The organism is Cetobacterium somerae (assembly GCF_022430525.1).
Taxonomy (GTDB): domain Bacteria; phylum Fusobacteriota; class Fusobacteriia; order Fusobacteriales; family Fusobacteriaceae; genus Cetobacterium_A.
This window is the reverse complement of the sequence record NZ_CP092519.1, coordinates 1372695-1387797: the sequence shown is the minus strand read 5'-3', so window position 1 is coordinate 1387797 and position 15103 is coordinate 1372695. Positions and strand designations below refer to the sequence as shown.

The window sequence follows — 15103 nt, the reverse complement described above, 5'->3', positions numbered from 1 at the left end:
ACACAATAAAGGTATAAAATATTCTTGACAAAGTTTGTTAAAAAATATATCATATACCTAAATAGTTTGATTAGCAAAATTAAAGGAGAAAAAATAATTATGATGATGCCAATAAAATTTGATAAAGAACAAATAAAAAAAGAGGTAGAAGAGTTTAGAGGAGATTTTAAATCAGTTATATTAGGAACAAAATCTAAAAATGGGGATGTTGATGTGACATATGCTCCATACTTAGATTTCCAAGGAGAAGGATATATTTACATTAGTGAAATTGGAGATCATTTTGATAATTTAAAAGATAATCCTCAATTTGAAATTATGTTTTTACAAGATGAGAAAGATGCAGCTTCAGTTCTAGTAAGAAAGAGATTAAGATATAATGTAATAGCTGAATTTCAGGAAAGAGATGAAAAATTTAATACAATATTAGATTCTTTTGAAGAGAAAGTTGGAGAAGGAATGAAAGTTGTTCGTAAAATGCAAGATTTTCATTTAGTAAAATTAAATATAGTTAATGGAAGATTTGTAAAAGGATTTGGACAAGCATATAATTTAAAAGATGGAGATGTTGTTCAAATGACAGGAGATAAAAAATCTCATAGATAGTAAAAAAAGCCAATTAATTTTGGCTTTTTTTAATATTTTTCTAAATGAATTTTAGAAAAATCCATATCTTTATCATCATGTGGAGGTTTGTGTTCATTTGGATAACCCAAGGAAATGATAGAAACTATTTTTAAGTGACTAGGTATGTTAAAGTTATTTTTAATATACTCTTCTGATTCTGTATTATCGCTTGTTTTTCTATCTTTAACATTTATCCAACAGCTTCCAAGTTCTAGTTCAAAAGCTTTAAGTTGTATGCTGAAAGAAACAATAGAAGCATCTTCATTCCAAGTATTTGAAATTTCAGGATTACCTAAGACAATAATAGCTGCATTAGCTTCTTTTAACATAGCAGATCCAATAGATTTTGATAGAGATAGCTTATTTAATGCATTTTTTTCTTTTATTAGAATCAATTCAAATGGTTTTAAATTTCTTCCAGTAGGAGCAGTTAAAGCCACTTTTAGTATTTCATCTAATTTTTCTTTTTCAATATTTTGTGAAGTATATTTTCTAATTGATCTTCTTGATAAAAAATCCATAAATCCTCCTATTTAGATTAGTATTTTTTTAATATTAACATATAAATAAAAAAATAAAAAGGAAAATCAAAAAAATTTTGAACAATATTCAAGAAAGAATTCAAAGGAGGGATACCAATGGGTAAATCTATAAAAGGAACTAAAACTGAACAAAATTTATTAAAAGCTTTTGCAGGAGAATCTCAAGCAAGACAGAGATACACACTATTTGCAGATAAAGCTAGAAGTGAAGGTTATGAGCAAATTGCTGCATTATTTGAAGAAACAGCTTTAAATGAGCAGTATCATGCAAGAAGATTTTTCTCATATTTAGAAGGTGGACCAGTTGAGATAACAGCAACTTATCCAGCAGGAATAGTTGGAACGACTATGGAAAATTTAGAAGAAGCAGCAGCAGGAGAATATGAAGAGTGGGCAGAGTTATACCCTGGATTTGCAGAAGTTGCTACAGAAGAGGGATTTCCACAAGTTGCGGCAGCATTTAAAGTTATTGTAGAAGTTGAGAAATTACATGAAAAAAGATATCGTAAATTATTAAAAAATTTAGGTGAAGATCATGTATTTAAAAAAGATAATAATGTAAGATGGAAGTGTAGAAAGTGTGGTTATGTTCATGAAGGAACAGAAGCACCAAAAGTTTGTCCATCTTGTTTAGAGAAACAAAAAGAGTTCGAATTAGAGTGTATTAATTACTAGAATATCAAAGTGGAGAGATAAATTTCTTTCCACTTTTTTTATTGTAAAAAAAGTGTTTTTTAGTAGAAAAATAAGGTATACTAAAAATAAAGGGGTGAGAAATTATGAAGAGAAAATTAATAATAATTTTTACTTGTTATTTTTCAATTTTACTAGGAGAGGGGAGCGATAAAATCATGTTAAAAGAATGTCCAAGTACACCGAATTGTGTTTCAAGTGAGGCAAAAGATACAAAACATTATATTGAACCAATATCTATAGATGATAAAGAGGGAAATGTGAAAGAGAAACTTATAAAAGTAATACAAAAATTTCAAGGTAAAATTTTAGAAGATAAGGGAAATTTTTTAAAAGTAGCTTTTTATAGTAAATTTTTTGGATTTGAAGATATAGCAGATTTTGAGATAGAACCAGAAAATAATATAATAAATGTAAGATCAGCAGCTCAAACAGGATGGTATGATTTTGGGGTAAATAGAAAAAGAATGGAAAAGATAAGGAAAGAGCTAAAATAAGGGGGAATTAAATTGGGTGAAAGTTTAGCACTTGCTGCAGCATTCGGGTGGGTAGGAAGTTCTGTATTTTTAGAGAGAGCGAGCAAAGAAACAGGAACATTAGCAGTAAATTTAATAAGATTAATTATAGCTCTGTTATTTTTAGGAGTAATAACGTATGTGAAGAGAGGATTAGTTTTACCTTTAGATGTAACAAAAGAATCACTTAAATTTTTATCTATTTCAGGATTATTTGGCTTGTTTTTAGGAGACTTTTTTTTATATAAATCATATATTAAAATAGGACCAAGAATAACTTTATTGGTTATGACATTTAGTCCGGTAGCTGTTTCGATTTTAAGTTTTTTTATACTAGGAGAAAAAATAGAAGGATTTAAAGTTTTAGGAATGCTATTAACAATAATTGGAATAGCTATTGTTATATTAAAAAAGAAAAATGATAAAGAGTTTTCAAAAGTTGGATTTATATATGCCTTATTGGCAATGCTAGGAGAAAGCTTAGGAATCATTTTTACGAGATTAGGATCTATAGAGTATGATTCTTTCGCAACAATTCAAGTTAGAACAATACCAGCAATTTTAGCTTTTATAGTTTATATCTCTTTAAAAAAAGAATGGTCAAACATAAAAGAAGGAATTGTAAATAAAAAAGGTATGATATATATAGTTCTAGGAACTATTGTGGCAACTTTAGGAGTAACAGCATTAGTAGAAGCCATGAAATATGCAAATGTTGGAATTGTAAGTACTTTAGCAGCAACAAGTCCAATATTAATAATTCCAATATCAATTATATTTTTTAAAGAAAAAGTTAGTATATTAGAGGGGATAGGTGCTTTAATATCTTTTGTTGGAATTACGATATTTTTTATATTATAATCTTGATTTTTAAGTTTAAAAACAATATAATTATTTTTAATAAATAAAAAAGGAAGGGATATAAGATAGAGATACAGGTCTTGGTAGAAAATAAAAGTTTAAATAAAGATTTAGCAAAGGAGCACGGCCTCTCTTTGTACATAAAAACAAATGGGAAAAATATATTATTTGATGTAGGTGAAAGTAAAAAATTTTGGAAAAATGCAGAGAAAATAGGAATTAATCTAGAGGAAATAGATTATTTAGTTCTTTCTCATGGTCATAAAGATCATGGTGGAGGATTACCATACTTTTTAAAAAAAAATAAGAAAGCTAAAATATATTGTAGTGAGTATTATTTTGATAAACATTATAAAAAAATATTAGGAGCGTATATAGATATAGGTATACCTTATGAATACTTAGATGTTGAAAGATTTAATTTTATTCAAAGTACATTTAATCTAGAGAATATATATTTATTTCATTGTTTTGATAAGAAAAGTGATAATCCAATTAATGAAAATCTTTATATGAAAAATGAAAATGGTGAGTATGAAAAAGATAGTTTTAAACATGAGTTACATATGATAATAAAAGAAAATAATACTAATACTCTACTTGTTGGATGTGCACATATAGGAATAGAAAATATTTTAGAGCAATGTAAAACAGAAAAAGTAGAGATACATAGTATAATAGGTGGGCTTCATCTATCAAGTAGAACTAGTTTAAATAAAAATGAGAAATATATAGATGATTTGATAGAATACTTAAATAAAACAAGTATAAATACTATTTTTCCATGTCATTGTACTGGTGAATTTGGAATTAAAAAACTTGAAAAAAATAGTGGATTTCAAGTTTTTGAAATTCAAACAGGAAGTAAATTAGAAATTTAAAAAAATATATTTATAGAAAGCTAGTTCATAACGAACTAGCTTTCTATTGGTATTGATATTTTTATGGTTTGTCCCATGCAATTTCCAGCATTAACAATTACATCATTAAAGGTTTCAATAGAATCACCCAAAATTTTAAAGTTATTTTCATCTATAAATTTTAATAGTTTGAAGTAACTTTCACCTATTTTTTGAGTGAAGTCTTTATGATAAATTGAAACTACTAAATTGAAGTCAATATAATGATTAGAAACACTAGATGCAATAACTCCAATTCGATCTATTTTAAAATATTCATTTTTTAAAATGTCCTCTTTTTTTAAAATTGTTATTCTTTTAGCTTTTTCTAAACTATATTTTTTTCGAAGTTCATTTAAAGTATGAATTCCTTCAATGAGCTCTTTTTCAGATTTTGGTTCAGAAATTTCTATTTGAAAAACAAAGATATCGTTTAAAGTTTCAAGAAAAGGAGTGCAGCCATCTTGATTAGATATATTTTCAATCTCTTGAATTTTGTCTGAAATAAATTCTGCTGAATTTTGAAGAATTGATATTTTATCTTTAATTTGTTGTAGTTTTTTATTAAGCAGTTCAATACTATCAGATGTATTTTTACAGTTGATATAGTCTTTAATTTCTTTTAAAGAAAAGTTAGCTTTTTTTAACATACTTATAAAGTATAAATCAGAGATGTTTTCATCATTATAGTATCTATAACCATTCTCTTGATCAATATATGCTGGTTTAAATAAATTTATAGTATCATAATAGATAAGAGTTTCTCTGCTTATATTAAATGTTTTAGCAATTTCACTAATTTTATAAAATTTCAATAAATTACCCCCTTGACTATAAAGTATACTTTATACTATATAATTATAGCAGATATAATAAATATCTACAAATAGTAACACACAACAAATAAAAATGCATATAGGAGGAAAAATGAACACAAAAATTCAAGAAAAAGAAAGATTGTATAAGAAGATGGAAGAAAATTTTCCTAAATTTTTAAAGGATTTAGACAGAATAGTTTCAATTCCTAGTTTTTTGAAAGAGAACGATGATAGATTCCCTTTTGGCGAGGATATTCAAAAAGCTCTAGAAACAATGTTGGATATTTGTAAGGAGTTGGGGTTAAAGACGTTTATAGATCCAGAAGGATATTATGGGTATGCTGAAATTGGAGAAGGAGAAAAATTAGTTGGGGTTTTAGGACACTTAGATGTTGTACCTCCAGGAGATTTAAATAAGTGGGAAAATCCTCCATTTGAGCCAATAATAAAAGATGGTAAATATTATGGAAGAGGATCACAAGATGATAAAGGTCCAACATTAGCAGCTATTTATGCTTTAAAAACACTTTTAGATTGTGGTTTTAATTTAAACTATAGAGTAAGATTTATATTTGGAACGGATGAAGAAAATTTATGGAGAGACATGCCTAGATATGTTGAAAAAGAGGAGATGCCTACAGTTGGATTTACACCTGATTCTAAATTTCCTTTAATATATGCTGAAAAAGGATTACTACAATGTAAATTAACAGCAAAAAATCAAAGCGGAATGATATTTAAAGGTGGAGATGCTTTTAACTCGGTTCCTTCAAGTATTTTAGTTGAAAAAACAGCAGGATTAGCAGAAGCTTTGGATAACTTGAAATACGAGTATACAGAAAAAGATAATAAAATTGAAATTATAGGAAAAAGTGTTCATGCTCAAGTAGCTGAAACTGGAGTAAATGCTATAAATAGATATCTACATGCTTTGAGTTTAAGTGGAATAGAAACAAAATCAGGTAAATTTATAGTTGAGAATTTAATTGGACATAACTTTGCAGAGCCAATATTTGGAGAAGTTAAAGATGAACACTCAGGAGAGTTGAAATTTAATGTTGGTAAAATTGAATTTACACCAGAGAATGAGATTTTATGTATAGATATGAGAATTCCTGTTACTTATGATAAAGAAGTAATTGTTAAGACTTTAACTGAAAAAGCAAAGGAATATGGATTTGAGTATTCTCAACATGATTATTTAAAGTCTATATATACTCCTCTTGATTCAGAGTTAGTAAAAACACTAATGGGAGCGTACCAGGAAGTAACTGGCGATATGGAATCTCAGCCAATAGCTGGAGGTGGAGCAACATATGCAAGAGCGATAAATAATTGTGTAGCATTTGGATATGTTTTACCAAATAGTCCTAAGACGGAGCATCAACCTAATGAATATATAATTTTAGATGATATGAAAATGGCTATGAAAATATATATGAAAGCTTTTGAAAAATTTAGAGTTTAAAAAATATTGCTAGAGGAGATTGAGAACATTGAAAAAAGAAAGAAAGATGTTTAGTGCATATACTATTGTTTTTATATTTTTAGTAATAACAGGGGCTTTAACTTGGATAGTTCCACAATCAGTTGTTGTAAGTAATAATGGTGTAAAAGAAGTAATCTATAACGCTATTGTTAATGATGCTGGAGAAGTAGTAAAAGGGTTAGGTCGTCAGCCGGCAGGAATTTGGAATATTTTAATGGCACCAATACAAGGATTTGAAAAATCAAGTTCAGTAAGTATTGCAATTTTAATGGCTGGAGCTTTTTTAGGATTAATAAACTCTGTAGGTGCAATGGATGCTGGAATTGGAGCGTTGCTAAAAAAATATACAGGAACTACTTTAATAGCAATTTTAATGTTTGTTTTTGCTGTTTTTGGTAGTGTGTTTGGATTTTGGGAAGAGATACCTGCATTTTCAATTGTTATAGTACCTTTATTTGTTTTGGCAGGATATGATGTGATAACAGGATTGGCTGTTTTAACAGTTGGAGCAACAGCTGGTAATATGGCGAGTGTTGTAAATCCATTTTCAACAGGAGCAGCTATTGGTGCAATTGGAAATCCAGAACTTTCTTTAGGAAGTGGAATGGTATTGAGATTAATTTTATTTGTGCTTCTTTATGCCATTGGACTATTTTTTACAGTTAAGTATGCAAATGAAGTTAAAAAAAATAAAGAAAAATCTCTTGTAGCTGATGTTGATGTAAAAACTATGACTCACGAGCAAGGACATCTTCCTGAATTAACTAAGAAAAGATTTTGGTCAATTATGGTATTAATAGGAATTATAGTTTTACTAATATTAGGTTATATGCCTTGGTATGAAATCAAGTTTGCAGATGGATCTAACTTTCAGGATATTATAAATGCACCAATATATTTATTAGCAAAAATACCATTACTAGGAGATGTATTAGGAGCTAAGTATATAACTCCTCTTGGAGATTGGTATTTTGGAGAATTTTCTTTTGTGTTCTTTTTAGGATCGATTTTAATAGGATTTATAAATAAAATTCCTGAAGATAAATTTGTAAAAGAATTTGCATCAGGTGCGAAAGATTTATTAGGGGTTGTATTAGTTTTAGCAATAGCTAATGGAATATCTGTTTTAATGGGAAGTAAAACTTCAGGAATGTCAGTAACGTTTGTATATTGGATTCAATCAGCATTACAAGGAATCCCAGCGTGGGCATTCTCAGTTGCTACGATTTTAGCATATGTTGGAATTGGGTGTTTCTTACAATCAACAAGTGGAGTAGCAGGAATAACAATGCCTATACTTGGAGCAGTTGCAATGGCATTATTCCAAAATTCTAATGTAGGAGTTATAGGTGGACAGATAATGTTGATATCAGCATTTACGTTAGGTATAAATTTTATGTCTGGAATTTATCCGAGTGCAACAACTATGGGAACATTAGAATTATTTAATGTTCCATATGATAGATATTTAAAATTTGTATTAAAGATATTTATAACAATGTTAGCAGCAGGATGTATATTAATTTCAGTATCACAATTTTTAGGATTAATTTAATAAAAAACACAGAGGGTTTATCCTTCTGTGTTTTTTTGATTAAAAAATACTAGAATGACGGGTCATATTTTACACTAAAAAAATTTGACTTTATAATACTGAAAAGGTATACTTTGATTGAATATCAAATAAAATGAATTTTAGGAGGCAAAAGAGATGAGTAAAATAGTAGTAGTTGGAGCAAATCATGCAGGAACAGCAGCAATCAACACAATTTTATCAAACTATCCAAATGAAGAGGTTGTAGTATTTGATAAAAATTCAAACATCAGTTTTTTAGGATGTGGAATGGCGTTATGGATTGGAAAACAAATATCAGGGCCTGAAGGATTATTCTACTCTTCTAAAGAAAAATTAGAGTGTAATGGTGCTAAAGTTCATATGGAAACTGAAATTAAAAAAGTAGATTTTAAAAATAAAGTTGTATATGGAATAAATAAAGATGGTGTTGAGGTATCAGAGAGTTATGACAAATTAATATTATCAACAGGTTCATTACCTATAGATTTACCAATTCCAGGTAAAGATTTAAAAAATGTTCAATTTGTTAAACTATATCAACACGCTGAAGATGTAATAAAAAAATTAGAAAATCAAGATTTAAAGAACATTGTAGTAGTTGGAGCAGGATATATAGGTGTTGAATTAGCGGAAGCTTTCCAAAGATGTGGAAAAAATGTAGAGTTAGTTGATTTAAGTGATAGCTGTTTATCAGGATATTATGACTTAGAATTTAGAGAGATGATGAAAGAAAATCTTGTAAAAAATGGAATAAATGTAAATTTTGGAGAGAAAGTTTTAGAATTAAAAGGAACAGACAAAGTAGAAGAAGTAATAACTGATAAAAAAACATATAAAGCAGATATGGTCATTTTAGCAGTTGGATTTATACCAAATAATATTTTAGGAAAAGAATCATTAGAGTTATTCAGAAACGGTGCTTATAAAGTTGATTTAACTCAAAAAACAAGTTTAGATGATGTTTATGCTATAGGAGATTGTGCGACAATATATGATAATTCTATAGAAGATACAAATTATATAGCTTTAGCAACAAATGCAGTTCGTTCAGGAATTGTTGCAGCTCACAATGTGTGTGGAACAGAACTTGAAAGTATAGGAGTTCAGGGATCAAATGGAATTTCAATTTATGGATTAAATATGGTTTCAACAGGATTAACACTAGAAAAAGCTACAAAATTAGGGTATGATGCCGTAGCCACAGAGTTTGCAGATTTGCAAAAACCTGGATTTATAGAGCATGATAATGATAAAGTGTTTTTGAAAATAGTTTATGATAAAAACACAAGAAGAGTTTTAGGGGCTCAAATGGCATCAAGACAAGATATTTCTATGGGAATTCATATGTTCTCATTAGCTATTCAAGAAAAAGTGACAATAGATAAGATTAAATTATTAGACATATTCTTCTTACCTCATTTTAATCAACCATACAACTATATTACTATGGCAGCATTAGGAGCGAAGTAGAACATATAAATAGATAGAGTTAATAAAAATAATTTACTTTCTTGACATGTAACTAGAGATATTAGATAATAGAGTATAGTATCAGTTACAGGAGGAACAACAATGAGAAACAAAAAAATAATGGCTATGTTATTATTAACAACATCTTTATTAGGAGCATGTAGCTCGGCAACACCAACAAATAAAAAAACTAGTGGTACTGTAAAAGGTGCAGCAGCAGGTGCATTAATAGGTCAACTAGTTGGAAAAGATACAAAGGGAACTTTAATAGGAGCTGGAATAGGAGCTTTAGCAGGACTAGGATGGGGAGCATACAAAGACGCTCAATATAAAGAGTTCTTAAATGCTTTAAATAGCACAAATATAACGGTTACTAATAATAAAGATAATATAAATTTAAGATTACCAGGAGAATCATCATTTAAGAGTGGTAGTGCTGTTTTAAACGGTGGATTCTATGCACCATTAAATTCGATAGCATATATTATGAATAAATATCCAGAGACAAAAATTCAAGTTTCAGGATATACTGATAACACAGGAAATCCTAACTCAAATTTAAATTTATCACTACAAAGAGCCCAAAGTGTAGCTAACTATTTAGCAGCACAAGGTGTATCACCAAATAGAATTTCTAGCATAGGTTATGGAGATAGAAATCCAGTTGCTTCAAATGCTACTCCAGAAGGAAGAGCATTAAATAGAAGAGTAGAAATAAATATATACCAACAATAATTAAAGAAAAGGCTTTTTAGCCTTTTTTTAATTTGTAGAAGAAACTTTAAAAAAAATAGTAGATATATAAAAAAGAGAAGGTGAGTTAAATTGGAGAAAATAAGATTAATGTTAGAAAGTTATTTAAAAGCTCCCGGAATTATAAAAAAATTAAAGTTATCATGGGGATATTTAATAGGAGGAGTTGTAGGAATAATAATATTAATATTTTTTTATTGGCTTTCTGGTTATATTGGAGATTGGATTTTTAATAGAATAAATATTATTTTTGATGTTAAGAGTTATGCGGGATTATTTAGATGGCTTATTATTTTTATAATTAGAACAATAATGATAGCTATTGAATATTTCTTTTTTAAAACGATTCTTTTAGGGATACTAGCCCCATTTTTTAGCTATATTTCAGAAAAAATTGAAAATTATCAAGAAGGAACTGAATATAAATTTACTTTAAAAGAAAATTTAAATTTTATACTTAGGGGTATAAAAATAGCAAGTAAAAGCTTTGTAAAGGAAATAATTTATACTTTTATTGTAATTTTGTTAGGATTTATACCTATAGTAAATTTAATCGTTCCTATTTTAATTTTTTTAATACAAAGTTATTTTATATCTTATAACTTTGTAGATTACACTTTAGAAAGGCGTAGATTTTCTCCAGAAGAGAGTGCCAAATTTATGAAAGAAAACAGAATTGTATTTACTTTAGGAGGAGGAATATTTACATTGATATATTTTATTCCCGTTATAGGTATAGTTATAGGACCTATTATTAGTATTGTCGCTTTTACAATGACAACATTGAAAATTTTGAAGCTCCAAAATGTAATTAAGGAATAAAAAAAAGCTTTTTAAGTATTAAAATAATCATTTTATTCTAAAAAAGTTATTTTTTTTCTGAAACAGTATTATAATCTATTGTGAAAAGAAATAAAAAAAGGGAGGTTTAAAATGATTAGTTTTATAGGATCATTAATAGCTTTGATTTTAGGTTATGTAATTTATGGAAAGTATGTTGAAAAAGTATTTGGAGTAAGTGAAAACAGAGAAACTCCTGCAGTGCGTTTAGCAGATGGAGTAGATTATGTTGAATTAGATTGGAAGAAAGCTTTTTTAATTCAGTTTTTAAATATAGCTGGATTAGGACCAATATTTGGTGCAGTAGCAGGAGCTTTATGGGGACCAGCAGCATTTTTATGGATAGTTTTTGGATGTATATTCGCAGGAGCAACACACGACTATTTATCAGGTATGTTATCTGTTAGGCATGATGGTGCAACAATAGCAGAGATTGTAGGTCATTATCTAGGAGATAATGCAAAAAAAATAATGAGAGTATTCTCAGTTGTTTTACTAGTATTAGTAGGAGTTGTATTTGTAAATGGACCTGCAGGAATTTTAGCAAGTATGACAAGTATAAATACATTGACATGGGTAGCGGTAATAGTAGCTTATTATATGTTAGCAACAGTTCTTCCTGTAGATAAGTTAATTGGAAAAATTTATCCAATATTTGGAGCATCATTAATAATAATGGGAATTGGAATTGGTGGAGGATTAATTTTAAAAGGATATAATATTCCAGAAATTTCAATGGTAAATCTTCATCCAAAAGGTACATCTATATATCCATATTTATTTATAACAATAGCTTGTGGAGCAATATCAGGATTCCATGCAACACAATCTCCGTTGATGGCTAGATGTATGAAAAATGAAAAAGAAGGTAGAAGAATATTTTATGGTTCAATGATAGCAGAAGGAGTTATAGCACTAGTTTGGGCAGCAGCAGCGATGACATTCTTTGGAGGAACAGAAGGATTAATGAATGCTGGGCCAGCAGGAGTTGTAGTAAATACAATATCAAATAGTATTTTAGGTAAGGTTGGAGGAGCTTTAGCACTATTAGGAGTTGTAGCATGTCCAATAACATCTGGAGATACAGCTTTTAGAAGTGCTAGATTAGCTATTGCAGATGCAATAAATTATAAGCAAGGGCCTGTAAAAAATAGATTTATAATTGCAATACCATTATTTGCAGTGGGAATTGGATTATGTTTTATAGATTTTGCAATAATTTGGAGATATTTTGCTTGGGCAAATCAAACATTAGCTACAATAGCTTTATGGGCAGGAGCAGTTTATTTAGCAAATGAAGGAAAAAATCACTGGATTGCAACAATTCCAGGAGTATTTATGACAGCAGTCGTTACTACATATATATTAATAGCACCAGAAGGATTTAGATTATCAGAAACAATAGGATATGTAGTAGGTATAGCAGGAGCAGTAATTGCTTTAGGACTATTCTTAAAGAAAATAAATAAAAAAGAGGCTATTAAAGCATAATAAAAAGGAGCTTAAAAAGCTCCTTTTTATTATTTTATAGTTAAGATCTCTTTAAGTTCTTTAACTTTATTTCTACTAACAGGAATTTTAAAGTTACAGTTTGAAACTTTCAAGATATAAGTTCCATTAAACCAGGGTTCTACCTCAACAATCTTATCAATATTTACAATATAAGAACGATGCCCTCTGAAAAAGATATTTTCTGATAAAATATTTTCAAGTTGTGAGATTTTTAATTTAGACGTATACATATTAGATGCTGTAAAAATATGAGTTTCTTTTTCATCGGCTTCAATATAGAGTATATCATCAGTAGATAAAACAACCATTTTAGAATCTAGATTCACAGTTATTTTTTTGATATTAAAATCTTTAATTAAATTTTCATTATCATTTTTATTAAGTTCTTCTACTAAATTATTTAAAACTTTTATGATTCTTTCTTCAGAATAAGGTTTTAGAATATAATCAAAAGCTTTAATTTCAAAGGCATCTATTGCAAAATCTTTGTATGCTGTTATAAAAACTAACTTTATATTTTTATTAAATCGATGTATGATTTTACCTAAACTCATACCATCTAATTCTGGCATATTTATATCTAAGAAAACGACATCAACATTATTGCCCTCAATATACTTTAAGGCATCTATGGGATTTTCAAACTCTTTATTAAGTTGGAAATTATTATTGTTATTAATAAAATATTTTAACTCCTCTCTAGCAGGGAATTCATCTTCGATAATTACACAATTAAGCATCTATTCCTCCTGATTTATATAAAATGATATTTTAGTTCCTTTTTCAAGTTTTTCAATTAATAAACCTTTACCATATATAAGTTTTAAACGATTGTGAACATTTTTTAGACCAATATTTTTTTCAATTTTTTTATTAATATTATTAATAATATCTTGATCAATTCCGATTCCGTTATCTTCGATGGAGACTAAACATTTCAAATAAACTTTTTTTATAGAAATTTTAACTATTCCACTCTCTCTTTGTTTTAAAATACCATGCTTAATACTATTTTCAACAAGAGGTTGAATTGTTAAACTAGGGATTTTTATTGTATCTAAATCTTCATCAAAATCATAAATAATTTCAAATCGATTATGAAAACGTGCTTTTTCAATATTGATATAAGCTTTAACTTGTTCTAATTCCTTTTTTATTGGAACTAAATTAACAGAGTTTTCAAGATTGTATCTTAAATAAGTTGATAAATCTATTATTATTTCCCTTGCTCTAGTTGGATTGAACCTTACAAAAGACGCAGTAGTGTTTAAAGCATTGAATAAAAAATGTGGATTTATCTGATTTTGAAGAGCTTTTAATTCAGCATCTCTAGCCATAGTTTTTAAATTTTCCATTTTACTAATTTCCAATTGAGTTGAAATTAGTTGAGATAAACCAATAGCTAAATATTTCTTTCGAGCTGTAATATTTTCTTCGTTTTTAAAGTAAATTTTTAAAGTTCCAGAAACTTTTTCATCTTGAAAAAGAGGAGCGATTATACAAGACTTGATGCCTTCTTCAGAATAAGAGAAATCATTAAATTCACTATTTCTATCAAAAATTAAAATCTCACCAGAACTTAAAACTTTTTTTGTGCCTTCACTTTGAATCTCTCTATCTTTAAGACAAAGATTGTTATTTTTAGAAGCATTAGCAATAATAACTTCTTTATCAGTTATAACTACAATCTCAGCTTTCAAAGACTCTAAAAGAATTTTACAAATACTATCTAGAGACTCTCCTTTTTTAAAGAAGGGCAAAGTTTTATTAGCAATTTCAAGAGCTAGTTTAGCTTGTGTTCCTGCCTCTCTTTCCTTCTCCTCTAAAATTTCTTCAGTAATTATAATTATAACAGCGACTCCAATTCCATTTATAAAGATCATAGGAAGGTATAAATTTTTTACAATATCCATAGCAAGAATTTTATCTTCTGCAAAAAGAAGTATAAAAAGCATACTTAAATTTTCTACAAAAACACCAGCAAAAAATCCCAAAAGAGATCTATTATTAGAGTTTGCTTTTTTATATAAATAGCTTGTTATAAATCCCCCAAGAATAGTAGCTATAGCACATGGAATAGCTGTTAGTCTGCTAACACCAACAGAAGCTCTATGGATACCAGCAACAATACCAGATATTATAGCAACTTCAGGACCCGCAAGCATCCCGCCAACGACAACACCAATATTTCTTGTATTGGCAATGGCTCCTTTGTAATCAACACCAATATAAGTTCCTAAGATAGCTAAACTAGAAAAAGTAAGTGAGAGTAGAAGCATATCTTTTTTTGTATATTTTTCTCTACTAAAAATACTACGAGCACTCTTAAATCGAGAGAAGAAAAAAGCGATAGCTATTATATACCCAAGGGTATTGAAAAGTTTATGAGCTAATTCAAACATTAAAACACCTCAAAATTATGATATTAATTATATCATATAAAAAAGAAAATTAACAAATGAGAGAAAATAATTGTTATAATAGATAAAAAAATATTTAAGGAGGAGC

Annotated in this window: 15 protein-coding genes; 11 read left to right on the top strand and 4 right to left on the bottom strand. The window is 28.2% G+C overall.

Annotated elements, in window-relative coordinates; all coding sequences use genetic code 11:
• Positions 1-99: 99 nt before the first annotated feature.
• The gene (locus tag MKD34_RS06355; protein WP_240218764.1) at positions 100-606 is read left to right on the top strand and encodes a pyridoxamine 5'-phosphate oxidase family protein; all 507 of its coding nucleotides are present in this window, start codon (positions 100-102) and stop codon (positions 604-606) included.
• A gap of 29 nt (positions 607-635) precedes the next feature.
• Here MKD34_RS06355 and MKD34_RS06350 read toward each other — a convergent pair whose 3' ends face one another.
• Positions 636-1148, bottom strand: a complete 513-nt coding sequence (locus MKD34_RS06350) for a nitroreductase family protein (protein ID WP_023050096.1) — start codon at positions 1146-1148, stop codon at positions 636-638.
• A 117-nt stretch (positions 1149-1265) separates the two neighbouring features.
• Here MKD34_RS06350 and rbr point away from each other — a divergent pair, with 117 nt between their 5' ends.
• The 4 genes from rbr to MKD34_RS06330 all read left to right on the top strand — a co-directional run bounded on the left by rbr (position 1266) and on the right by MKD34_RS06330 (position 4119).
• On the top strand, positions 1266-1844 hold the full coding sequence (rbr, locus tag MKD34_RS06345) for a rubrerythrin (protein WP_240218763.1): 579 nt from the start codon (positions 1266-1268) through the stop codon (positions 1842-1844).
• A gap of 104 nt (positions 1845-1948) precedes the next feature.
• Positions 1949-2359 carry a DUF1499 domain-containing protein gene (locus MKD34_RS06340; protein ID WP_240218762.1) on the top strand — a complete coding sequence of 137 codons (411 nt, stop codon included), beginning with the start codon at positions 1949-1951 and terminating at the stop codon, positions 2357-2359.
• A gap of 12 nt (positions 2360-2371) precedes the next feature.
• Entirely contained in the window at positions 2372-3238 is an 867-nt protein-coding gene (locus MKD34_RS06335) for a DMT family transporter (RefSeq protein ID WP_240218761.1), read from the top strand.
• 134 nt (positions 3239-3372) lie between these two features.
• Entirely contained in the window at positions 3373-4119 is a 747-nt protein-coding gene (locus MKD34_RS06330; protein WP_240218760.1) for an MBL fold metallo-hydrolase, read from the top strand.
• 35 nt (positions 4120-4154) lie between these two features.
• Here the strand turns inward: MKD34_RS06330 and MKD34_RS06325 are convergent, their stop codons facing one another.
• Positions 4155-4952, bottom strand: coding sequence for a MerR family transcriptional regulator (locus MKD34_RS06325; RefSeq protein WP_240218759.1), 798 nt, complete (start codon positions 4950-4952; stop codon positions 4155-4157).
• Between the two features lie 112 nt (positions 4953-5064).
• Here MKD34_RS06325 and MKD34_RS06320 point away from each other — a divergent pair, with 112 nt between their 5' ends.
• From MKD34_RS06320 to MKD34_RS06295, 6 genes are all read left to right on the top strand, one after another.
• Positions 5065-6423: a Sapep family Mn(2+)-dependent dipeptidase gene (locus MKD34_RS06320; RefSeq protein ID WP_240218758.1), complete on the top strand. Its 1359-nt coding sequence runs from the start codon at positions 5065-5067 to the stop codon at positions 6421-6423.
• A 28-nt stretch (positions 6424-6451) separates the two neighbouring features.
• The gene (locus MKD34_RS06315; protein WP_240218757.1) at positions 6452-7999 is read left to right on the top strand and encodes a YfcC family protein; all 1548 of its coding nucleotides are present in this window, start codon (positions 6452-6454) and stop codon (positions 7997-7999) included.
• 156 nt (positions 8000-8155) lie between these two features.
• A complete protein-coding gene (nox, locus tag MKD34_RS06310; RefSeq protein ID WP_240218756.1) occupies positions 8156-9490 on the top strand; it encodes a H2O-forming NADH oxidase in 1335 nt (444 codons plus the stop codon).
• Positions 9491-9592: 102 nt separating this feature from the next.
• Positions 9593-10225, top strand: coding sequence for an OmpA family protein (locus MKD34_RS06305; protein WP_240218755.1), 633 nt, complete (start codon positions 9593-9595; stop codon positions 10223-10225).
• A 90-nt stretch (positions 10226-10315) separates the two neighbouring features.
• Complete coding sequence (locus MKD34_RS06300) at positions 10316-11065, top strand: EI24 domain-containing protein (RefSeq protein ID WP_240218754.1); 750 nt, start codon at positions 10316-10318, stop codon at positions 11063-11065.
• Positions 11066-11176: 111 nt separating this feature from the next.
• Positions 11177-12574 (top strand): carbon starvation CstA family protein, encoded by a 1398-nt coding sequence (locus tag MKD34_RS06295; protein WP_240218753.1) that lies wholly within the window; start codon positions 11177-11179, stop codon positions 12572-12574.
• Positions 12575-12603: 29 nt separating this feature from the next.
• Here MKD34_RS06295 and MKD34_RS06290 read toward each other — a convergent pair whose 3' ends face one another.
• Together MKD34_RS06290 and MKD34_RS06285 are read right to left on the bottom strand one after the other, a co-directional pair.
• Entirely contained in the window at positions 12604-13335 is a 732-nt protein-coding gene (locus MKD34_RS06290; protein WP_240218752.1) for a LytR/AlgR family response regulator transcription factor, read from the bottom strand.
• Positions 13336-14997: a LytS/YhcK type 5TM receptor domain-containing protein gene (locus MKD34_RS06285; RefSeq protein ID WP_240218751.1), complete on the bottom strand. Its 1662-nt coding sequence runs from the start codon at positions 14995-14997 to the stop codon at positions 13336-13338.
• Positions 14998-15103 lie beyond the last annotated feature (106 nt).